Below are 21,407 nucleotides of genomic sequence, written 5' to 3' on the forward strand. Positions count from 1 at the left end.
GTCCATCCGGGTGGGACGGTCGGGGCCACTGGGGCGGGTCGGGCGCGATGGACAGAGCTCGCGGCGTGCCACGCGCCCGTGGGTCACGGGATCCCGGTCCGGTCATTAGGCTGGCCGTCATGCCCGACCGCTGTGAGGTCCTCCCCGGAGACTCTGTCGTAGCCCGCCGTGGCGGTGGCCTGCTGTGGGTCGACGCCCCCGGGTCGCCGGCGCTGGTGGCGGCCCTGCACGCCTGTCTGGGGGTCGCCGGCCCCGGGGCCGAACGCGTGCTCGGCGCGGTCGCCGCCCAGGTGTCCCGGCTCGCCGACGGGCCGGCGTCCTTCGCCCTCGTGCTCGCCGACACCTCCGGGGGCACCGGGGCCGGCGTCGCGCTCTGGTCGGGCAAGGGCCAGCCGGCCGTGGACGGCGTCCCGGTCTCCGGCTCCGCGGTCGACGGCTGTACGCTCGCCTCCGGGTTCGCGCTCGGGCAGACGCTCTACGTCGGCCCCGGCCAGCCCGCCGCGGCGATGCCCCCGGGGGTCGCGCTCGACCTCGTCGAGGGCACGGTGCCCGGTTCCGGCGCGCTGCTGCAGCTCGCGGCGGCCGCGTCGCCGTCCGTCGCCGTCCCGCCGGCCACCTCGCTGCCCACCGGCGAGTCCTTCACCGCGGCCTCCGACGCCGGCTTCGGCAGCTCCGGGCGGATCGCCAGTGCGCCGGTCGGCCAGGGCGGGGAGCAGACGGCCTTCTGGCGGCCCGAGCCGCCGGCCGCGCCGGTGCTGCGCTTCGACGACGGTCTGGTCGTCACCGTCGACGAGGACCTGGTGCTCGGTCGCCGTCCCGACGGCCACGACCTGGTGACGACCGGCAACGCCCGGCCGGTGCCGATCGCCGACACCCAGAACGTGCTCTCCTCGGCCCACGCCGCCATCCAGCGCGCTGGTCGGGAGGTCTCCCTGACCGACCTCGGGTCGCTCAACGGCACCCACGTCGCCGGTCCGGAGGCCACCGAGTGGACCCAGCTGGAGCCGGGCGTGCCGCACCCGCTCGCCGACGGCGACCGGCTGCTGCTCGGCTGGACCGTCATCACCTTCGAGCAGGCCGCCGAGTGACCTGCGGCCCCCGCGGGGGCCGCAGGGAGACCGGCTCGTCGCCGGTCAGCGGACGTCGGACCCCGGATTGGCGGCGTCCCACTCCGCCCGCGAGCTGGTGATCGCCTCCCGGTTGGTCGCGGACCAGTCCGCGAGCACCCGCACCAGGCCGCTGAGCTCGCGGCCGCGCCCGGTCAGCTCGTAGGTGACCGTGGCGGGCACGGTCGGGTAGACGGTGCGGGTCACCAGCCCGTCGCGCTCCAGCCGCCGCACGGTCAGCGTGAGCATCCGCTGGGAGACGCCCACGACCGCCCGCTGCAGCTCGGTGAAGCGCCGGGTGCCTGCGGAGAGCTCGGCGATGACCAGCACCGACCAGGTGTCGCCGACCCGGTCCAGGACGTCGCGGATCCCGCAGTCCGGATGGGTGGGAGAACCACAGGGGTCGAGCAGGTCGGTTCCCCCGGTGTGCCCTGCTGACATGGAAGTGCCTCCTTGTCCGGCCCCGGTGGGCCGTCGACGATCACGTCGGTCGTGATCGTCCCCCTCGAGGAAGAAGTCCCCATGCTGCTTGTCACCGGCGCGTCCGGTCAGCTCGGCTCCCGCATCCACGCCGGGCTGGTCGCCGCGGGGCTCCCGGTGCTCGCCGGCAGCCGCACCCCTGGCGCGTTCGGCGCCGCCGGCCGGCTCCTCGACCTGGACGACCCGGCGACGCTGGACCTCACCGGCGTCGGCGTCCTGGTGCTGGTGTCGGCCGGGTACGCCGAGGACGACGTCGTCCTCGCCCGGCACGACCGGGTGCTCACCGCCGCCGAGCGCCAGGGCGTCGGGCACGTCGTCTACACGAGCCTGACCGGGGCGGGGGACCACCTCGGGTTCGCCCTCGCCCACCGCTGGACCGAACGGCGGCTGGCACGTAGCGGGCTGCGCTGGACGGTGCTGCGCAACGGCCTCTACGCCGAGCTGTTCGGGCAGCTGGCCGCCCCGCAGGACGGCGTGGTCACCGCCCCGTTCGGCACCGGCGCACTCGCCGCGGTCGCCCGGCAGGACCTGGCCGACGTCGCCGTCCGGGTCGCGGCCGACGTCGCCACCGATCCCGACGCCCACGTCGGCCGGGTCTACGAGCTGGCCGGCACCACGGCGTTCACCGCAGCCCAGCTGGCCCGGGCCTGGGGCGCGGAGCACCGGCCGGTCACGCTGGGGGCGCAGCGCGCGGCGCTGGCGGGTCTGCACCTGCTGCCGTTCCAGCCGGCGATGCTGATGTCGATGTACTCCACGGTGGCTGCCGGCCTCCTCGCCGGCACCGGCAGCGACCTGCCCGACCTGCTGGCACACCCGCCCCGGGACGCGCTGGCCACCGCCGTGGCTGCCGGGGCGCCCGGGCCGGTCTGACCGCGGCTCAGGCGGACGCGTGCGCCGACGGTGACGGGGTCCGGACCACCCGCATCGCCCAGACGGAGTGGCCGGGCAGCTGCGCCGGGCCCGGGGGCAGCGCGGTCGGCCGCGGGGGAGTGCCGGTCGGGTACTCGGTGGCCAGCACCAGCTCGTAGCCGTCCCCCCACGGCGGACCGGGGAGGACGACGTCGACCGGGTCGGCGCCGGCGTGGAACCAGATCAGCCAGGAGTCGTCGATGACCGGGCGCCCCTGCTGGTCGCGGTGCCGCATGCCGCGGCCGTCCAGGTACATCCCGAGGGTCTGCAGGCCGGTGTCGAACCAGTCGCTGCTGGTGAGCTGGTGCCCGCCCGGGGCGAACCAGGCCAGGTCCCGGGTGCCGCCGGTCCCGGCGATCTCGGTGCCCTCGAAGAACGCCTCCTGCCGGAGCACCGGGAACTGGCGGCGCAGCCCGACCAGGGTGGCCACGAAGCTCCACAGGTCCGGGTCGATCGCACCCCAGTCGAGCCAGGAGACCTCGTTGTCCTGGCAGTAGGCGTTGTTGTTGCCGCCCTGGGTGCGCCCCAGCTCGTCACCGGCGGTCAGCATCGGCACCCCGGTCGACAGCAGCAGGGTGGCCAGGTGGTTGCGCACCTGCCGGGCTCGCAGCTCGCGCACCGCCGGGTCGTCGGTCGGGCCTTCCACGCCGCAGTTCCAGTTCCGGTTGTGGCTCTCGCCGTCCCGGTTCTCCTCGCCGTTGGCCTCGTTCCGCTTGTGCTCGTAGCTGACCAGGTCGGCCAGGGTGAAACCGTCGTGCGCGGTGACGAAGTTGACCGAGGCGAACGGACGGCGGCCGTCGGAGCGGTAGAGGTCGGAGGAGCCGGTGAGCCGGTAGGCCAGGTCGCGCACGCCCACCCGCGCGCCGGACCAGACGTCGCGCACGGTGTCCCGGTACTTGCCGTTCCACTCCGTCCAGGGCGGCGGGAAGTTGCCCACCTGGTAGCCGCCCTCGCCGACGTCCCACGGCTCGGCGATCAGCTTCACGGTGCTCACCACCGGGTCCTGGTGGACCACGTCGAAGAACGCCGACAGCCGGTCGACGTCGTGCATCGAGCGCGCCAGGGCGGAGGCCAGGTCGAAGCGGAAGCCGTCGACGTGCATCTCGGTGACCCAGTAGCGGAGGGAGTCCATGAGCAGGCCGAGAACGGCAGGCCGGCGCACGTCCAGGGTGTTCCCGCAGCCGGTGTAGTCGGTGTAGCGGGAGCGGTCTTCCCCGTCGAGCCGGTAGTACCCGGCGTTGTCGATCCCCTTGAGGGACAGGGTCGGGCCGATGTGGTCGCCCTCGGCGGTGTGGTTGTAGACGACGTCGAGGACCACCTCGATGCCCGCGGCGTGCATCGCCTTGACCATCGCCTTGAACTCGGTGACCTGCGCACCGCCGGTGCCGGCCGAGCTGTACGCCGCGTGCGGGGCGAAGTAGCCCAGCGTGTTGTAGCCCCAGTGGTTGGTCAGCCCGCGGCGGAGGAGGTGCGGCTCGCTGACGAAGTGGTGCACCGGCAGCAGTTCGACCGCGGTCACGCCGAGGGACACCAGGTGCTCGACGAACGCCGGGTGGGCCAGGCCGGCGTAGGTGCCGCGCAGCGCCGGGGGGACGTCGGGGTGGGTCATCGTGGCGCTCTTGACGTGCACCTCGTAGATGACCGTGTCGGTCCACGGGGTGCGCAGCACCCGGTCGCCGTCCCACGGGAACGAGTCGTGGATGACCACCCCGCGGGGCACGAACGGCGCCGAGTCGGTGGGGTCGGCGGCGGACGGGTCGTGCGCGGACCAGCCGAAGAGCGCGTCGTCGAGCACGAGCTCGCCGTCCACGGCCCGGGCGTAGGGGTCCAGCAGCAGCTTCGCCGGGTTGTACCGGGCTCCGGAGGCGGGTTCGTGCGGGCCGTGCACCCGGTAGCCGTAGCGCTGCCCCGGGCCCACGCCCGGCAGCCGGCCGTGCCACACCTGGTGGGTCGTCTCCCGCAGCCGCTGCCGGTGCTCGGTGCCGTCGGGGTCGAAGAGGCACAGGTCGACCGCCGACGCGCCGGCCGACCACAGGGCGAAGTTGGTGCCCGTGCCGTCCCAGTGGGCACCCAGCGGCGCCGGCGAGCCGGGCCACACCTCCACCGGTCGGTCACTCGTCCACGCGGTCACCCGGGCATCGTGCCCCACCGGCGGGGCCGAACCGGGTGACCACGGCGCTCGGCGGGTTGGTTGGATGGCAGGCGTGTGGACTGAGCCGGTCGTCGAGATCCGCGGAGTGGACGTCGTCCGGGGCCAGGCGCACCTGCTGCGCGCGGTCGACTGGACGGTCCGACCCGACGAGCGCTGGGTGCTCCTGGGCCCCAACGGGGCGGGGAAGACGACGCTGCTGCAGCTGGCCGGCGCACAGCTGCACCCCACCCGCGGGGAGGTGGGGATCCTCGGGGAGACCCTCGGCGCGGTCGACGTCTTCGAGCTGCGCACCCGGATCGGGCTGACCAGCGCGGCGCTGGCGCAGCGGATCGAGCCGGGCGAGCGGGTCGGTGACGTGGTGGTCAGCGCCGGGTACGCCGTCGTCGGCCGGTGGCGGGAGCGCTACGGCGTGCACGACCTGACCCGGGCGGCGCTGCTCATGCAGCAGTGGGGCGTGGCCCGGATGGCGCACCGGCCCTTCGGCACGCTGTCGGAGGGCGAGCGCAAGCGCACCCAGATCGCCCGCGCGCTGATGACCGACCCGGAGCTGCTGCTGCTCGACGAGCCCGGCGCCGGGCTGGACCTGGGCGGCCGGGAGGACCTGGTCACCCGGCTGTCGGACCTCGCCCGCGACGAGCACGCGCCGGCGCAGGTGCTGGTGACCCACCACGTCGAGGAGATCCCGCCGGGCTACACCCACGCGCTGCTGCTGCGCGGCGGTGAGGTGGTCGGCTCCGGCCCGGTCGAGGACGTGCTGACCGCACCGCTGCTGTCGGAGGCGTTCGGCCTGCCGCTGGACGTGCAGCGCGAGAACGGGCGGTTCAGCGCCCGTCGTGCCACCTAGGGTCTGACCCACCACCGATCACGGACACCGACGTCCCGCCGCACACGGAGGCCCGTATGGCAGCGCCCGAGTTCGTCACCCTCCAGGTCGAGGACGGCGTCGGCACCATCCGGCTCGACCGGCCGAAGATGAACGCGATCGACGAGCAGTTGCACTGGGAGGTGCGGGCCGCGGCGCTGGAGGCCGGGGAGCGCGCCGACGTGCGGGCCGTCGTCCTCTACGGCGGGGAGCGGGTGTTCGCCGCCGGGGCCGACATCAAGGCCATGTCGCAGCTGACCGGCGCGAGCATGGTGGCGTGGGGCCGGGAGCTGACCTCCTCGTTCACCACGGTCGCCCGCATCCCGAAGCCGGTGATCGCCGCGATCACCGGCTACGCCCTCGGCGGCGGCTACGAGCTGGCGCTGTGCGCGGACTTCCGGATCATGGGCCGCGGCGCGAAGGTGGGGCAGCCGGAGATCCAGCTGGGCGTCATCCCCGGTGCCGGTGGCACCCAGCGGCTGGCCCGGCTGGTCGGCCCGGCCAAGGCCAAGGACCTGGTGTTCACCGGCCGGCACGTGGGCGCCGAGGAGGCCCTGGAGATGGGGCTGGCCGACGCCGTCGTCCCCGACGACGAGGTCCACGCGACCGCCGTGGCGATGGCCCGCAAGTTCGCCGAGGGGCCGCCGCTGGCGCTCGCCGCGGCGAAGCGGGCCATCGACGAGGGGCTGGACGGCACCCTGGCCGCCGGGCTGGAGCTGGAGAGCCGGCTGTTCGCCGAGCTGTTCGACACCGAGGACCAGGCGACCGGGATGCGCTCGTTCCTGGAGCACGGTCCCGGCAAGGCCACCTTCACCGGTCGCTGACCACCTCGGGGTGCCGGCGTCGTCGGTGCGGGAGCATGCCCTGGTGACCGCCGTGCGCCCCACCGATCTCGACCGCTCCGACCCCGGCGGGCGGGCCTGGGTCGACCGGGCCGTCGCGCTGGTCGACGCCGACGCGCACCGGTCTGCCGACACCCACCTGCTGGTCTACCCGCTGCCGCCGGAGTGGGGCATCGACCTCTACCTCAAGGACGAGTCGACCCACCCCACCGGCAGCCTCAAGCACCGGCTGGCGCGTTCGCTGTTCCTGTACGCGTTGTGCTCGGGTCAGCTGCACGAGGGCAGCACCGTGGTGGAGAGCTCCAGCGGGTCGACGGCGGTCAGCGAGGCCTACTTCGCCCGGATGCTGGGGCTGCCCTTCGTGGCGGTGATGCCGGCGACGACGAGCGCGGAGAAGATCGCCCTGATCGAGTTCCACGGCGGTCGCTGCCACCTGGTGGCCGATGCGGGGACCGTCTACGACGAGGCGCGCCGGATCGCCGCCGAGACGGGCGGGCACTACCTCGACCAGTTCACCAACGCCGAGCGGGCCACCGACTGGCGCGGGAACAACAACATCGCCGAGTCGGTCTTCGATCAGCTGAGCCGGGAACGGCACCCGGTGCCGGAGTGGGTCGTCGTCGGCGCCGGCACCGGTGGCACCAGCGCCACGATCGGCCGGTACGTCCGGTACCGCCGGCTGCCCACCCGGCTGGCCGTCGTCGACCCGGAGGGCTCGGCGTTCTTCCCCGGCTGGCGGGACGCCGACCCGGCCACCGTCGGTCGTGGTTCGCGGATCGAGGGCATCGGCCGGCCCCGGGTGGAGCCCTCGTTCGTCCCGACCATCGTCGACCGGATGGTCTGCGTGCCCGACGCCGCCTCGCTGGCGGCCATGCGCCACCTGAGGCAGGTGACCGGGCGCCGGGCCGGCGGGTCGACCGGCACCAACCTGTGGGGGGCCTTCGGGCTCATCGCCGAGATGCTCGCCGCCGGCCGCACCGGCAGCGTCGTCACGCTGCTGTGCGACGGCGGGGAGCGCTACGCCTGCACGTACTACGACGACGCCTGGGTGGCGGCGCAGGGGCTGGACCTGGCCCCGCACACCGCCGTCCTCGAGCACTTCGCCCGCACGGGGGAGTGGACCGTGGCCGAGTGAGCCAGGTCACCCGGCCCCTCCCTGCGCGCCGGGTGTTACCCGCAAGTAGCCTCGATGATCGGCACGAGGCGGGCTTCGCCCGCGCCCACCCGAACCACCGCGGAGGTTGGTCTGACGATGAACATCGTCGTTCTGGTCAAGCAGGTCCCCGACTCCGGCAGCGAGCGGAAGCTGGACCCGTCGGACAACACCGTCGCGCGGGCCACCGCCGACAACGTGATCAACGAGATGGACGAGTACGCCATCGAGGAGGCGCTCACCGTCAAGGAGGCGCAGGGCGGTGAGGTCACGGTCCTGACCGTCGGCCCCGACACCGCCACCGATGCCATCCGCAAGGCCCTGTCGATGGGCGCGGACAAGGCCGTGCACGTCAGCGACCCGGCGATCCACGGCTCCTGCGCCGTGCAGACCAGCGCCGTCATCGCCGCCGCGCTGTCGCAGCTGGAGTACGACCTGGTGCTGTGCGGCGCCGAGTCCACCGACGGTCAGGTCTCGGTGATGCCGGCGCTGCTGTCGGAGCGGCTGGGCATCCCGCAGCTGTCCGGCGCCCGCAAGCTGACGATCGAGGGCTCGATGGCCAAGATCGAGCGGCAGACCGACGGCGGCTACTGGGAGGTCGAGGCGCCGCTGCCGGCGATCGTCTCCACCTGGGACACGATCAACGAGCCGCGCTACCCCTCCTTCAAGGGGATCATGGCCGCCAAGAAGAAGCCGGTCGAGACCAAGACCCTCGCCGACCTGGGCATCGACGCGTCGACCGTGGGCCTGGCCACCGCCACCAGCAAGGTCGTCGACTTCGCCGGCCGCCCGCCCAAGGGCGAGGGCGTGAAGGTCGCCGACGAGGGCGACGGTGCCGACAAGCTGGTCGGCTACCTGGCCGCCCAGAAGATCGTCTGACCGGCGCGCGACTCAGAGCTGAGGAGAGAACAGACATGGCAGAGGTCCTGGTCCTTGCCGAGCTGAACCCCGCCGACGGTGGGCCCCGCAAGTCGACGCTGGAGGCGCTGACCGCCGCGCGTGTGCTCGGTGAGCCCGCCGCCGTCGTCATCGGTGCCCCCGGCACCGCCGCGGGCATCAAGGACGTGCTGGCCGAGTACGGCGCGGCGAAGATCTACGTCGCCGAGTCCGACGACGTCGACGCCTACCTGGTGGCCCCCAAGGCCGAGGTGCTGGCACAGCTGGTCGCTGAGAAGGCACCGGCCGCGGTCGTCATCCCCTCCTCCCCGGAGGGCAAGGAGATCGCCGGCCGGCTGGCCATCAAGACCGGCAGCGGCTTCCTGACCGACGTCACCGAGATCGCCGCCGACGGCACCGCCACCCAGGTGGCGTTCGCCGGGGCGACGATCGTGCACTCGCAGGTCACCGTCGGCACGCCGATCTACACCCTGCGCGGCAACTCGGTCACCCCCGAGCCGGCCCCGGCCGCCGGCACCGAGGAGACCGTGCAGGTCGCGGTCTCCGAGGCCGCCAAGCGCACCCGGGTGCTCGACCGGGTCGTGGAGCAGAAGTCCAACCGGCCTGAGCTCACCGAGGCTGCGATCGTCGTCTCCGGCGGTCGCGGCGTGGCCAGTGCCGAGAACTTCTCGGTGATCGAGGGGCTCGCCGACTCCCTCGGTGGCGCCGTCGGTGCCTCTCGCGCCGCCGTCGACTCCGGCTTCTACCCGCACTCCTTCCAGGTCGGGCAGACCGGGAAGACCGTCTCGCCGCAGCTGTACATCGCGGTGGGCATCTCCGGGGCGATCCAGCACCGCGCCGGGATGCAGACCTCGAAGACGATCGTCGCGGTCAACAAGGACCCCGAGGCACCGATCTTCGAGCTGGCCGACTTCGGCGTGGTGGGCGACCTGTTCACCGTCGTCCCGGCGGCCACCGAACAGATCAGCGCCCGCAAGTAGCACCGAGGGCTCTCCTGCGCTCCCTCATTGGGGCAGCGGGAGGGTGGAAGAGCACGTCGCGTCGGGCGCCGGCCTCCGGGTCGGCGCTCGACGCACGTCGCGGCCACAGGGACGAGGAGGCGGGCAGGCGGTGTGGACTTCCACCTGTCGGACACGATCGGGTTGCCCTCGGCGCACGAGGCATACGCTGGCTCTGCCATGACCTACCTCGACCACGCGGCGACGACCCCCATGTTGCCGGTCGCGCTCGCGGCCATGACCGAGCAGCTGGCCCGGGTGGGCAACGCCTCGTCCCTGCACGCCAGCGGCCGGGAGGCCCGGCGGGTCGCCGAGGAGTCGCGGGAGCGACTGGCCGCCGCCCTGGGGGCGCGGCCGTCGGAGGTGCTGTTCACCGGCGGTGGCACGGAGGGCGACAACCTCGCCGTCAAGGGGCTGTACTGGGCCCGCCGCACGGCCGACCAGGGGCGCCGGCGGATCGTGGCCAGCCCGGCGGAGCACCACGCCGTCCTGGACAGCGTCGAGTGGCTGGAGAAGCACGAGGGCGCCGAGGTCACCTGGCTGCGCGTCGAGCCGACCGGCCGGGTCACCCGTGACGCGCTGGCCGAGGCCCTCGGCGACGGGCGGGACGTCGCCCTGGCCACGGTCATGTGGGCCAACAACGAGATCGGCGCCGTCAGTGACCTGACCGCGCTCGCCGCGCTGGCCCACGAGGTCGGGGTGCCGCTGCACACCGACGCGGTGCAGGCGATCGGCCAGCTGCCCCTGGACTTCGCCGCCAGCGGTGTCGACGCGCTGACCATGACCGGGCACAAGGTGGGCGGCCCGATGGGGGCCGGCGCGCTGTTGCTGCGCCGGGACGCCGAGTGCACCCCGCTGCTGCACGGCGGCGGGCAGGAACGCGACGTCCGGTCCGGCACCCTGGACGTCGCCGCGATCGTCGGGCTGGCTGCGGCCACGCACGCCACCGTCGCCGACCGGGCCGAGCGCGCTGCCCGGGTGGCCGCCCTGCGCGACCGGTTGGTCGCCGGCGTCGTCGCCGAGGTGCCCGACGCCCAGCTCAACGGCCCACCGCTGGACGACGTGGTGGCCGGTGGTCCGGGGCGGCTCCCGGGGAACGCCCACCTGTCGTTCCCCGGCGCGGAGGGCGACGCGCTGCTCATGCTGCTGGACGCGCGGGGGATCGAGTGCTCCACCGGGTCGGCGTGCAGTGCGGGCGTCGCCCGGCCCAGCCACGTGCTGCTGGCTGCCGGCGCCGACCCCGCCCGGGCCCGCAGCTCGTTGCGGTTCAGCCTGGGCCACACCTCGACCGACGCCGACGTCGACGCGTTGCTCGAGGTGATCGGCCCGGTCGTGGAGCGGGCCCGGCGGGCCGGGACCGGGCGGCACTGAGATGCGACTGATCGCCGCCATGAGCGGGGGAGTGGACTCCGCGGTCGCCGCCGCGCTGGCCGTCGAGGCGGGGCACGACGTCACCGGGGTGCACCTGGCGCTCTCCCCGGACCGGCAGACGCTGCGCAGCGGTGCCCGGGGCTGCTGCAGCGTCGAGGACTCGCACGACGCCCGGCGGGTCGCCGACTCCCTCGGCATCCCCTTCTACGTCTGGGACCTGGCCGACCGGTTCCGCGAGGACGTCATCGACGACTTCGTGGCCGAGTACGCCGCGGGCCGGACGCCGAACCCGTGCCTGCGCTGCAACGAGAAGATCAAGTTCTCCGCGGTCCTCGACCGGGCCCGGGCGCTGGGCTTCGACGCCGTCGTCACCGGTCACCACGCGCGGCTGGCCGACGGCGAGCTGCGCCGCTCGGTCGACCCGGCGAAGGACCAGTCCTACGTGCTCGGTGTGCTCTCCGCCGAGCAGCTGGCCGGCGCGGTCTTCCCGCTCGGTTCGATGACCAAGGACCGGGTGCGGGAGCTGGCCGCCGAGCGCGGCTACGCGGTGGCCACCAAGCCGGACTCGCACGACATCTGCTTCATCTCCGACGGCGACACCCGCGGCTTCCTCGCCCGGCGGCTGGGCGAGCAGCCCGGTCCGGTCGTCGACGCCGCGACCGGTCAGACCGTCGGGACGCACGCCGGCGCGCACGGCTTCACCATCGGCCAGCGTCGCGGGCTGGGGGTGACCGCCGGTGACCAGCGCCCGCGGTACGTGCTGGGGATCGAGCCGGTCAGCCGCACCGTGACCATCGGCACCGCGGAGCAGGCGGAGGTCGATGAGGTGCACACCGGGGCCCCCACGTGGACCGGGCCGGTGCCCGACCTGCCGTTCCGGGCGCAGGTCCAGCTGCGCGCCCACGCCGTGCCGGTCGCCTGCGAGGTCTCCCTCGCCGAGGACGGCGGGCTGTGCCTGGTGCTCGGCGAACGGCAGCGTGGGGTCGCGCCGGGGCAGTCGGCGGTGCTCTACGCCCCCGACGCCGAGCGGGGCGACCTGGTGCTGGGGCAGGGCGCGGTGCTGGGCGCCCGTGAACGACCGGAGCCCGTGCTGAGCTGACCGTCCCCGGTGCTGGCGGGACGGCGGGCTACGGTCGGCACGTGACCTCGGCGACGGATCTCCCGGACGACAGCACCGGGCCGGGCCGCGAGCCCGGCACCGGCGACGACGTACGACCGGCGCTGCCCGTCTGGGGGCCGGCCACCGGCATCGGGTCCCTGCCCGGCAGCGACCCGGTCGAGGCGATGCGGCTGGTCGTCGGCGAGCTGCCGGACCTCCCGCACCTCCCCGAGCTGCCCGGCCGCGGCCCCGGCTCGGACCTGATCGGGCGCGCTGCCGCCCTGTTGGTCGACCTCTACGTCGACCTCACCCCGGCGGGCTGGCGGCTGGTGGCCCGCCCCGGTGCCGACCTGCGCCGGGCCAAGGAGGCGATGGCCCGGGACCTGGACGCCCTCTACGAGGTGGCCGAGCGGTACGTGGGGCCGTTCAAGGTCCAGGTGGCCGGGCCGTGGACCCTGGCCGCCGGGCTGGAGCGCACCCGCGGCGACCGCGCCGTGGTGGACCCGGGGGCGCGCCGCGACCTCGCGCAGTCCCTCGCCGAGGGGATCGCTGCCCACGTGGCCGCCGTCTCCTCCCGGGTCCCGGGGGCCTCGGTCCTCGTCCAGTTCGACGAGCCGTCGGTGCCCGCCGTGCTGCAGGGCGGACTGCCCACCGTCAGTGGGTTCGGGAAGCTCTCGGCGGTGGAGTCCCACGTCGTGGAGGAGCAGCTGACCGGGCTCGTCCAGCGGGTGCCGGCGCCGGTCGTCCTGCACTGCTGCGCCCAGCGCGCCCCCCTGGACCTGTTCCGGGCCGCCGGGGCACAGGGGCTGTCCTTCGACCTGGGGCTGGTGCAGGACCTCGACGCCGTCGGCACCGCCATCGAGGCAGGCACCCACCTGTTCGTCGGCGTCGTCCCCGGCACCGACACCGACGTGGGCCGGCCGAAGGCGACCGCCACCCGCGTGCAGGCCTGGTGGCGCGAGCTCGGGTTCCCGGCCGAGGAGCTGGTCGGCGCCGTGACGCTCACGCCGTCCTGCGGTCTGGCCGGGGCGAGTGAGGCCTACGCCCGGACGGCGATGGCGCACGTCCGCGAGGCGGCGAAGTACCTCCTGCCGGAGTGACGGCCCGGCTCAGCGGAGGCTCCCGACCTCGCTGACCGGGACGTCGTCACGCGGGCACGTCCACCAGGCGGCGGCGTACCGCACCCGCGCCTCGAGGGGGTGGGTCTCGGGGTGCTGCGGGCAGCGCAGCCAGTTGGTCGGAGCGCACCCCCACAGCTCCTCGACGACCCAGTCCTGCACGCCGTCGGCCACCTGGACGACCTGGTGGGGCAGCGGGAGGTGGAGCTCCACGAAGACGCCCTGACCGCTGGCGCGGCCCCACAGCACGGCCCGGGCCGTGGGTGGCCCACCGTCGTCCTGGCCGATGCCGGGCCAGTCGGCGTCGACCCGGCGAGGGAGCGGCCCCGACGTGGCGCGGAGGTCGTCGAAGACCGGCTGGAGAGCGCGCTCGAGGTCCGGGTGCACGGGGTCATGGTCTCGTCCTGGCAGGGGTCGTCAAGAGGTCTCCTACATCTGTGGACAAGGCGTTGACCTGGGGATTCGCGTTGTGGGAGCTCTTCTTCGGCGGTAGTATTCGTACAAGCGTTCGAACTGGTCGGGAGGTGTCTGTGAGCGAGTTCCAGTCGGCTCTGGACGCCCTGGCGGCCGAAGATCTGCACGGGTTGAGCGACGGGGCCGCGTTGGACCGGGTGGCCGTGCTGGTGGCGTTGCAGAACCGGGTCGCGGCGGAGTTGACCCGCACGGTGCGGCACGCGGAGCTGACGCAGGCCTGCGAGCACGACGGGTTGAAGTCGATGCGTGCGTGGTTGATCGGTCATCCCCGGTTGTCGCAGACGGAGGCGTCGCGGATCGTGCGGTCGGGGCGGGTGCTGGAGCACTTCCCGGCCTTGGCGGCCGGGTTCGCCGAGGGTGTGGTGACCGCCGGGCAGGTGAACGTGGTGGCGGAGAAGATCGGCCCCCGCGAGGTCGCCCGGGCCGAGGAACAGGGCATCGACCTGGGTGCCTTCGACCAGGTGTGGGCGCGCGTGGCCACCGAGTCCCCGCACGAGTCGCTGGCCGCCGCGGTGCAGGCCTTCGACGACGCCCTGGACCCCGACGGTCCCGAGCCGGACCCCACGGAGGGGCGTCGGCTGACGATGGTCAAGCACGCCGACGGGACCGTCACCGGCCGCTTCGAGCTGGATGCCGCCGGTGGGGAGAAGGTGCAGGCGGCGATCGAGTCGATCGTGCAGGCCCACCGGCCCAAGGGTGATGAGCGGACCCGCGCGCAGCAGAACGGCGATGCCTTCGTGCAGCTGTGTGACAACCAGCTGGCGTCGGGGAACCTGCCGATCCTGCGCACGGTGAAGCCCCACGTGGTGGTGGGCATCGACCTCGAGGACCTGGTCGACCCGGCGACCGGTCCTGGTGCCGGGGAGATGGGGTTCGGGGCGACGATCTCCGCCGCCCGCGCCCGTTACCTGGCCTGCGACGGCAGCACCTCCCGGATCGTGATGGGACCCGACGGGGTGCCGCTGGACCTGGGGCGGGACCACCGGGTGGTCACCCCCGGGCTGCGCAAGGCCGTGGAACGCCGCGACAAGTCCTGCGTGTTCGCCGGCTGCGGCGCGCCGTCGTGGTGGTGCGACGTCCACCACCTCATCCACTGGCTGCACGGCGGGGAGACCTCGCTGCAGAACTCAGCCCTGTTGTGCGAACGGCACCACACCAAGGTCCACCACGGGTTCCGGGTCGAACGCGATCCCGGCGGACGATGGCGCACCTACCGCCCCGACGGCACCCAGATCCTCATCGGCCCACCGCTCTAGTGCTGCCGCGGCGCGTCGGGCTGCCTGGGCCGCCGTTTCCCGTCCGACCCGCCGGATACCGTCTCGTCCGTGAGCAGCGAGGCTGAGCTGGAGCAGGACACGGTGGACGCGGCTGACCAGCCCGCGGTCGAGGCGCCCGTCGACCGGCAGGACGTCACCGAGGTCCCCGACGAGGCGCGCACCCGGCACCGGGACCTGTCCGAGGAGCTCGACCGGTACGCCTTCGCCTACTACGTGCAGGACGCCCCGCTGGTCAGCGACGGCCAGTACGACGAGCTGATGGGTGAGTTGAAGGCGCTGGAGGCGGCCCACCCGGCCCTTGTCACGCCGGATTCGCCCAGCCAGAAGGTCAACGGCGGCTTCGGCGCCACCTTCGCCCCGGTCACCCACCCGGAGCGCATGCAGAGCCTGGACAACGCCTTCTCCTCCGACGAGCTCTCCGCCTGGGCCGCCCGCGCGGAGCGGGACGGCGCTGCCGGTGCTGGCTACCTCTGCGAGCTGAAGGTCGACGGGCTGGCCATCGACCTGGTCTACGAGGGCGGCCGGCTGGTCCGGGCGGCCACTCGCGGCGACGGGACGACGGGGGAGGACGTCACCGCCAACGTGCGCACCCTGGCCGTCGTCCCCCAGCAGCTGACCGGGGACGACGTGCCGGAGTTCCTGGAGGTCCGCGGGGAGGTCTACTTCCCGGTCGCCGCGTTCGCCGAGGTCAACGCCGGGCTGGTGGAGGCGGGCAAACCGCCCTTCGCCAACCCGCGCAACGCCGCGGCCGGTTCGCTGCGGCAGAAGGACGCCCGCGAGACGGCGAAGCGCCCGCTCAGCATGGTGGTGCACGGCATCGGCGCCCGCCGCGGTTTCGAGCCCGCCCACCAGTCCGACGGCTACGAGCAGCTGCGCGCCTGGGGGCTGCCGGTCAGCGAACGGTACGAGGTGGTCGAGGACCTCCCCGGGGTCTGGGCCTACATCGAGCGCTACCGGGAGCAGCGGCACGCCGTCGAGCACGAGATCGACGGCGTCGTCGTCAAGGTCGACCAGGTCGCCCTGCAGCGCCGGCTCGGCTCGACCAGCCGGGCACCCCGGTGGGCCATCGCGTTCAAGTACCCCCCGGAGGAGGCGACGACGAAGCTGCACGACATCCGGGTCAACGTGGGCCGCACCGGACGGGTCACCCCCTTCGCCTACATGGAGCCGGTCAAGGTCGCCGGTTCCACCGTCCAGCTGGCCACGCTGCACAACGCCAGCGAGGTCAAGCGCAAGGGCGTGAGGATCGGCGACACCGTGGTGATCCGCAAGGCCGGCGACGTGATCCCGGAGGTGCTCGGCCCGGTCGTGGCGGCCCGCGACGGCTCCGAGCGCGAGTTCCTGATGCCCACCCACTGCCCCGAGTGCGGCACCGAGCTCCGCCCGGAGAAGGAGGGTGACGCCGACATCCGCTGCCCGAACGCCCGGTCCTGCCCGGCGCAGCTCCGGGAGCGGGTCTTCCATGTCGCCGGCCGCGGCGCCTTCGACATCGAGGTGCTCGGCTACGAGGCGGCGACCGCCCTGCTGGAGAGCCGGCTGCTCACCGACGAGGGCGACGTCTTCACCCTCGACGAGGACGCGCTGTGCCGCACCGACTTCTTCACCAGGAAGGACGGCACCCTCTCCGCCAACGGCAAGCGGCTGCTCGCCAACCTGCAGACCCGCAAGGACGTCCCGCTGTGGCGGGTGCTCGTGGCGCTGTCGATCCGGCACGTCGGGCCGACGGCGGCCCAGGCGCTCGCCCGCGAGTTCCGCTCGATCGACCGGCTGATGGCCGCGACCGAGGAGGAGCTCGCCGCCGCCGAGGGCGTCGGGCCGACCATCGCCACCGCGGTGCGAGACTGGTTCACCGTCGACTGGCACCGCGACGTGGTGGAGAAGTGGCGGGCCGCCGGCGTCCGGATGGCCGACCCCGAGTCCGACTCCGGGCCCGGCCCGCTCACCGGGATCACCGTCGTCGTCACCGGCTCGCTGCGTGACCACAGCCGGGACCAGGCGATCGCCGCCATCCAGGAGCGCGGGGGCAAGGTCACCGGCTCGGTGTCGAAGAAGACCGGCTTCGTCGTCGTCGGCGCCGACCCCGGCAGCAAGTACGACAAGGCGATCGCGGTGAAGGCGCCGGTCCTGGACGACGACGGCTTCACGGTCCTGCTCGAGCAGGGGCCGGACGCCGCCCGCGAGGTGGCCACCATCGGCGACGGCGCGGCGGCCGCCGATCCCGCCGGCGCCTGACGGCCCCGCTGCAGCGGGGCACTCCTTCAGTCGGCCGGTGGGAGCCGGGTGACCGTCGCGGCGAGCCCGGTCAGGTGGGCCAGCCGCAGCAGCTCCGAGCGGCGGAACACCGGCCCGCCGGACCGGCCCAGCAGCACAGCGGTGCCGGGGTCCAGCGGCGCAGCCATCATCTCCACCGCCATCTCCTGCCAGCGGCGCGGCACCCACTCGCCCTCGCTGGGCAGCAACAGGGGCGTGATCAGCGGCAGCCACGGGGTGCGGACGCCCTCCAGCGACGGCGCGGCGTCCGATGCGGCCAGCACGGTGAGCTGGTCGGCTGACCCGGCGAGCACCACCGCCCAGCCGCTGCGGAACACCCGAGGGAGCTCGGTGGCGAGCACCTTGGCGGTGCCGTCCCCGGCCGGGGCCAGCGCCTCCAGCAGCTCCAGCTCCCGGTGGGTGTCCATCGGACCGGCGAACGGGCGCAGGGACTCGACCTGCACGCCGGGCACGGCGGTCGCTGCGGTGATCAGGCTGTCGGCGACCCGGTCGGCGGGGAGCTCCACCACGATGTCGTCGACGGCGACGCCGTTCCCGCGCTCGAGGACGTCGACGGAGACGATGTCGATGCCCGCATGGCCGAGCGCCGTCGCGACGGCGCCGAGCGTGCCGGGCCGGTCGGGGACGACCAATCGCAGAAGGTAGGACACGGATTCCCCCGGACGGCGTGCTGGAGCTGGTCGATCGCCGTCGATCGCGGACAGGGGGCAGCCTCCCCCATGAAGGGCCCCCGGACCAACCCCGGCTCGCGGTCGGGCGGCCACGGCGTCCCACGTACAGTGGCTGGGTCGTGGAGCGAGTCGAGGCCGGGCCCGTCCGGCCGCCGAAGTGGGGTCCCAGCGCAGCATGAGCAGCATCTCCCGTGAGGACGTCGCACACCTGGCGCGTCTGTCGCGCCTGGCCGTCACCGACGAGGAGCTGGACCGGTTCGCCGGGCAGCTCGACCAGGTGCTCGCCGCCGTCGCCCGGGTGGGTGAGGCCGCGGTGGCCGACGTGCCGCCGATGACCCACGCCGTCCCGCTGACCAACGTGCTCCGCCCCGACGAGGTGACCCCGAGCCTGTCGCGCGACGTCGTGCTGGCCGGTGCGCCCGCCGCCGAGGACGGCCGCATCCGCGTGCCGCGCATCCTGGGGGACGCCGAGTGACCGGCACCAGCAGTGACCTGACCCGCGTCGACGTCGCCGGGCTCTCCCGGCTGCTGAGCTCCGGGGAGGTGAGCGCCGTCGAGGTGACCCGTGCGCACCTGGACCGGATCGCCGCCGACGACGGCCGGCTCGGCGCCTACCTGCACGTCGAGGACGACGCCGCGCTCGCCGCGGCCGCCGCGGTCGACCAGGCCCGTGCCACCGGCGCCGAGCTCGGCCCGCTGGCCGGGGTCCCGGTGGCCCTCAAGGACCTGGTGGTCACCGAGGGCGTGCCGACCACGAGCGGCTCGAAGATCCTCGAGGGCTGGCTCCCGCCCTACAGCGCCACGGTCGCCACCCGGCTCGCCGAGGCCGGCACCGTGCTGCTGGGCAAGACCAACATGGACGAGTTCGCGATGGGTTCCTCCACCGAGAACTCCGCGTACCAGGTGACCCGCAACCCCTGGGACACCGACCGCATCCCCGGCGGCTCCTCCGGTGGCTCCAGCGCCGCGGTCGCCGGGCACCTCGCGCCCTGGTCGATCGGCACCGACACCGGCGGCTCCATCCGGCAGCCGGCCGCCGTGACCGGGATAGTCGGGCACAAGCCGACCTACGGCTCGGTCTCCCGCTACGGCCTGATCGCCTTCTCCTCCAGCCTGGACCAGGCCGGGCCGATGGCCCGCACGGTGCTGGACGCCGCGGTGATGCACGAGGTCATCGGCGGCCACGACCCGCGCGACTCCACCAGCATCGACACCCCGCTGGCCCGGCTGGCCGACGCTGCCCGCGAGGGCGCGGCCGGCGACCTGCGCGGCGTGCGGGTCGGTGTCGTGCGCGAGCTCGGCGGCGAGGGCCACACCGACGGCTACGAGCCCGGCGTGCTGGCCCGCACCCGCGAGGCGATCGAGGTCCTGGCCGGGCTGGGCGCCGAGGTCACCGAGGTCTCCTGCCCCTCGTTCGACCTGGCGCTGCCGGCCTACTACCTGATCGCGCCGAGCGAGGCCTCCAGCAACCTGGCCCGCTACGAGGGCGTCCGGTTCGGCCTGCGGGCCGGTGACGACGGCAGCCGCGACCTCGACGAGGTCATGGCGCTGACCCGGGAGCAGGGCTTCGGCCCGGAGGTCAAGCGGCGGATCATCCTGGGCACGTACGCGCTCTCCAGCGGGTACTACGACGCCTACTACGGCCAGGCGCAGAAGGTGCGCACGCTGATCACCCGGGACTTCGGTGCCGCCTTCGCCGACGTCGACGTGCTGGTCAGCCCGACCATGCCCACGGTCGCCTTCCCGATCGGCGCCCGGGTCGACGACCCGATCGCGATGTACGCCGCCGACCTGTGCACGCTGCCGGCCAGCCTGGCCGGGCTCCCCGCGATCTCGGTGCCCAGCGGGCTGTCCGACGGGCTGCCCGTGGGGCTGCAGGTCATGGCCCCGGCGCTGGCCGACGAGCGGTGCTACCGCATCGCCGCCGCCCTGGAGGCCGCGCAGGACGCCGCCCGTGGGCACCGGCTGCTCGACGAGCTGGGCGCCCCGGCGGGTGCCGCGTGAACGGGCCCATGAAGGCAGCCTGGGGGCTGACGGTCTTCGTGATCGTCGCCGGCGCGGTGCTGTGGGCCGTGACCGGCCAGGCGATCTTCGCCGTCTTCATCGTCCTCGGCGTGCTGACCGCCATCGGCGCCTGGTTCACCACCCGCAGCGCCACCACCGGCCGCAGCACGACGTCCGGCCCGATCGACCACCCGGAGGAGAAGCCATGACCAGCACCGCCGACCGGCTGGTCGAGTTCGACGAGGTCCTGACCCGCTACGAGCCGGTCATCGGGCTGGAGACCCACGTCGAGCTGGGCACCGCCTCCAAGATGTTCTGCGGCTGCGCCACCACCTTCGGTGCCGAGCCGAACACCCACACCTGCCCGGTGTGCCTGGGCATGCCCGGTTCGCTGCCGGTGGCCAACGCCGCCGCCATCGAGGCGACCATCAAGATCGGCCTGGCGCTGGGCTGCCGGATCGCGAACTGGTCGCGGTTCGCCCGGAAGAACTACTTCTACCCCGACATCCCCAAGGGGTTCCAGACCAGCCAGTACGACGAACCGCTGTGCGTCGCCGGCCACCTGGACGTCGAGGTCGACGGGACGACGCACCGCGTGGAGATCGAGCGGGTGCACCTGGAGGAGGACACCGGCAAGAACCTGCACGTCGGTGGGGCCACCGGGCGCATCCACGGCGCCGACCACTCGCTGATCGACTTCAACCGGGCCGGCATCCCGCTGGTGGAGATCGTCACCCGCCCGGTGCCCGGCGCCGGCCGGCTGGCCCCCGAGGTCGCCCGCGCCTACGTCACCGAGCTGCGCGAGATCGTCCAGGCCCTCGGCGTCTCCGACGTCCGGATGGAGCAGGGCAGCCTGCGCTGCGACGTGAACATCTCGCTCAACCCGGTCGGCGACCTGGAGTGGGGCACCCGCACCGAGACCAAGAACGTGAACTCGCTGCGGTCGGTCGAGCGCGCGGTCCGGTTCGAGATGCGCCGGCAGGCCGCCGTCCTCGACTCCGGCGGCCGGATCGTGCAGGAGACCCGGCACTTCCACGAGGACACCGGCACCACCTCCTCCGGGCGCAGCAAGGAGGAGGCGACCGACTACCGGTACTTCCCCGAGCCCGACCTGGTGCCGCTGGCGCCCGACGCGGACTGGATCGAGAAGCTGCGCGCCGAGCTCCCCGAGCTGCCGGCCGCCCGGCGCACCCGGCTCCAGCAGGAGTGGGGCATCTCCGGCACGGAGATGACCTGGCTGGCCAACGCCGGCGCCCTGGGCCTGGTCGAGCAGACCGTCGCGGCCGGCGCCTCCCCTGGTGACGCCCGGAAGTGGTGGCTGGGTGACCTGGCCCGCCGGGCCAACGAGGCCGGCACCGAGCTCGGCGAGCTGGCGGTCACCCCGGCGCAGGTCGCCGAGCTGGTCCGGCTGGTCAACGAGGGCACCATCAACGACGGGCTGGCCCGCCAGGTGCTCGACGGCGTGCTGGCCGGCCAGGGGGACCCGGCGCAGGTCGTCCAGGCGCAGGGGCTGGCCGTGATGGGGGAGTCCGACGAGCTGGTCGCCGCCGTCGAGGCCGCGATCGCCGGCGCCCCCGACGTCATCGCCAAGGTCAAGGCCGGCAAGGTGCAGGCGCTGGGCGCGCTCGTCGGGGCGGTCATGAAGACCACCCGCGGCAAGGCCGATGCCCCCACCGTGAAGCGGATGCTGGAGGAGCGGGTGCTGGGCTCCTAGCCTGGTGCG

At 73.9% G+C, this 21,407-nt stretch carries 20 protein-coding genes; 16 read left to right on the forward strand and 4 right to left on the reverse strand.

Annotation, left to right across the window (positions count from 1 at the left end):
• Positions 1–119: 119 nt before the first annotated feature.
• Positions 120–1,088 carry an FHA domain-containing protein gene (locus O2W20_RS06220; RefSeq protein WP_269170859.1) on the forward strand — a complete coding sequence of 323 codons (969 nt, stop codon included), beginning with the start codon at positions 120–122 and terminating at the stop codon, positions 1,086–1,088.
• 45 nt (positions 1,089–1,133) lie between these two features.
• Here the strand turns inward: O2W20_RS06220 and O2W20_RS06225 are convergent, their stop codons facing one another.
• Positions 1,134–1,547, reverse strand: coding sequence for a winged helix-turn-helix transcriptional regulator (locus O2W20_RS06225; protein WP_269170860.1), 414 nt, complete (start codon positions 1,545–1,547; stop codon positions 1,134–1,136).
• Positions 1,548–1,628: 81 nt separating this feature from the next.
• Here O2W20_RS06225 and O2W20_RS06230 point away from each other — a divergent pair, with 81 nt between their 5' ends.
• Positions 1,629–2,456 (forward strand): NAD(P)H-binding protein, encoded by an 828-nt coding sequence (locus O2W20_RS06230; protein WP_269170861.1) that lies wholly within the window; start codon positions 1,629–1,631, stop codon positions 2,454–2,456.
• Positions 2,457–2,463: 7 nt separating this feature from the next.
• On the opposite strand, the gene glgX is transcribed toward O2W20_RS06230, so the two are convergent.
• Positions 2,464–4,626: a glycogen debranching protein GlgX gene (gene glgX / locus O2W20_RS06235; protein ID WP_269170862.1), complete on the reverse strand. Its 2,163-nt coding sequence runs from the start codon at positions 4,624–4,626 to the stop codon at positions 2,464–2,466.
• Positions 4,627–4,690: 64 nt separating this feature from the next.
• Between glgX and O2W20_RS06240 the strand changes: the two genes are divergently transcribed.
• The 8 genes from O2W20_RS06240 (at position 4,691) to O2W20_RS06275 (ending at position 12,969) form a co-directional block, all read left to right on the forward strand.
• Positions 4,691–5,491, forward strand: a complete 801-nt coding sequence (locus tag O2W20_RS06240) for an ABC transporter ATP-binding protein (protein ID WP_269170863.1) — start codon at positions 4,691–4,693, stop codon at positions 5,489–5,491.
• Between the two features lie 56 nt (positions 5,492–5,547).
• Positions 5,548–6,333, forward strand: a complete 786-nt coding sequence (locus tag O2W20_RS06245) for an enoyl-CoA hydratase/isomerase family protein (RefSeq protein WP_269170864.1) — start codon at positions 5,548–5,550, stop codon at positions 6,331–6,333.
• A 43-nt stretch (positions 6,334–6,376) separates the two neighbouring features.
• Positions 6,377–7,486: a PLP-dependent cysteine synthase family protein gene (locus O2W20_RS06250; protein WP_269170865.1), complete on the forward strand. Its 1,110-nt coding sequence runs from the start codon at positions 6,377–6,379 to the stop codon at positions 7,484–7,486.
• 117 nt (positions 7,487–7,603) lie between these two features.
• Positions 7,604–8,383, forward strand: coding sequence for an electron transfer flavoprotein subunit beta/FixA family protein (locus tag O2W20_RS06255; protein ID WP_269158845.1), 780 nt, complete (start codon positions 7,604–7,606; stop codon positions 8,381–8,383).
• A 35-nt stretch (positions 8,384–8,418) separates the two neighbouring features.
• Positions 8,419–9,381 (forward strand): electron transfer flavoprotein subunit alpha/FixB family protein, encoded by a 963-nt coding sequence (locus tag O2W20_RS06260; protein ID WP_269170866.1) that lies wholly within the window; start codon positions 8,419–8,421, stop codon positions 9,379–9,381.
• Between the two features lie 198 nt (positions 9,382–9,579).
• On the forward strand, positions 9,580–10,770 hold the full coding sequence (locus tag O2W20_RS06265; RefSeq protein WP_269170867.1) for a cysteine desulfurase family protein: 1,191 nt from the start codon (positions 9,580–9,582) through the stop codon (positions 10,768–10,770).
• Position 10,771: 1 nt separating this feature from the next.
• Positions 10,772–11,869, forward strand: a complete 1,098-nt coding sequence (gene mnmA, locus O2W20_RS06270) for a tRNA 2-thiouridine(34) synthase MnmA (protein ID WP_269170868.1) — start codon at positions 10,772–10,774, stop codon at positions 11,867–11,869.
• A 41-nt stretch (positions 11,870–11,910) separates the two neighbouring features.
• Positions 11,911–12,969 (forward strand): methionine synthase, encoded by a 1,059-nt coding sequence (locus O2W20_RS06275; protein WP_269170869.1) that lies wholly within the window; start codon positions 11,911–11,913, stop codon positions 12,967–12,969.
• A 9-nt stretch (positions 12,970–12,978) separates the two neighbouring features.
• On the opposite strand, the gene O2W20_RS06280 is transcribed toward O2W20_RS06275, so the two are convergent.
• Positions 12,979–13,374, reverse strand: coding sequence for a hypothetical protein (locus O2W20_RS06280; protein WP_269170870.1), 396 nt, complete (start codon positions 13,372–13,374; stop codon positions 12,979–12,981).
• 143 nt (positions 13,375–13,517) lie between these two features.
• Here O2W20_RS06280 and O2W20_RS06285 point away from each other — a divergent pair, with 143 nt between their 5' ends.
• Entirely contained in the window at positions 13,518–14,717 is a 1,200-nt protein-coding gene (locus O2W20_RS06285; RefSeq protein WP_269170871.1) for an HNH endonuclease signature motif containing protein, read from the forward strand.
• 69 nt (positions 14,718–14,786) lie between these two features.
• Positions 14,787–16,970 (forward strand): NAD-dependent DNA ligase LigA, encoded by a 2,184-nt coding sequence (gene ligA, locus O2W20_RS06290; protein WP_269170872.1) that lies wholly within the window; start codon positions 14,787–14,789, stop codon positions 16,968–16,970.
• A 26-nt stretch (positions 16,971–16,996) separates the two neighbouring features.
• Here the strand turns inward: ligA and O2W20_RS06295 are convergent, their stop codons facing one another.
• The gene (locus tag O2W20_RS06295) at positions 16,997–17,659 is read right to left on the reverse strand and encodes an ACT domain-containing protein (RefSeq protein ID WP_269170873.1); all 663 of its coding nucleotides are present in this window, start codon (positions 17,657–17,659) and stop codon (positions 16,997–16,999) included.
• Between the two features lie 196 nt (positions 17,660–17,855).
• On the opposite strand from O2W20_RS06295, the gene gatC reads away from it, so the two are divergent.
• From gatC to gatB, 4 genes are read left to right on the forward strand one after another with little or no spacing between them, the layout of a single operon-like run.
• Positions 17,856–18,155 (forward strand): Asp-tRNA(Asn)/Glu-tRNA(Gln) amidotransferase subunit GatC, encoded by a 300-nt coding sequence (gene gatC / locus O2W20_RS06300; protein WP_269158853.1) that lies wholly within the window; start codon positions 17,856–17,858, stop codon positions 18,153–18,155.
• The gene (gatA, locus tag O2W20_RS06305; RefSeq protein ID WP_269170874.1) at positions 18,152–19,684 is read left to right on the forward strand and encodes an Asp-tRNA(Asn)/Glu-tRNA(Gln) amidotransferase subunit GatA; all 1,533 of its coding nucleotides are present in this window, start codon (positions 18,152–18,154) and stop codon (positions 19,682–19,684) included. Before gatC ends, gatA begins: the two co-directional genes overlap by 4 nt.
• Positions 19,681–19,893, forward strand: coding sequence for a hypothetical protein (locus O2W20_RS06310; protein ID WP_269170875.1), 213 nt, complete (start codon positions 19,681–19,683; stop codon positions 19,891–19,893). Before gatA ends, O2W20_RS06310 begins: the two co-directional genes overlap by 4 nt.
• Entirely contained in the window at positions 19,890–21,398 is a 1,509-nt protein-coding gene (gatB, locus tag O2W20_RS06315) for an Asp-tRNA(Asn)/Glu-tRNA(Gln) amidotransferase subunit GatB (RefSeq protein ID WP_269170876.1), read from the forward strand. The genes O2W20_RS06310 and gatB overlap by 4 nt, the downstream gene beginning before the upstream one ends.
• Positions 21,399–21,407: the final 9 nt, after the last annotated feature.

The sequence above is a fragment of the Modestobacter sp. VKM Ac-2982 genome (genome assembly GCF_026967935.1).
Classification (GTDB): domain Bacteria; phylum Actinomycetota; class Actinomycetes; order Mycobacteriales; family Geodermatophilaceae; genus Modestobacter.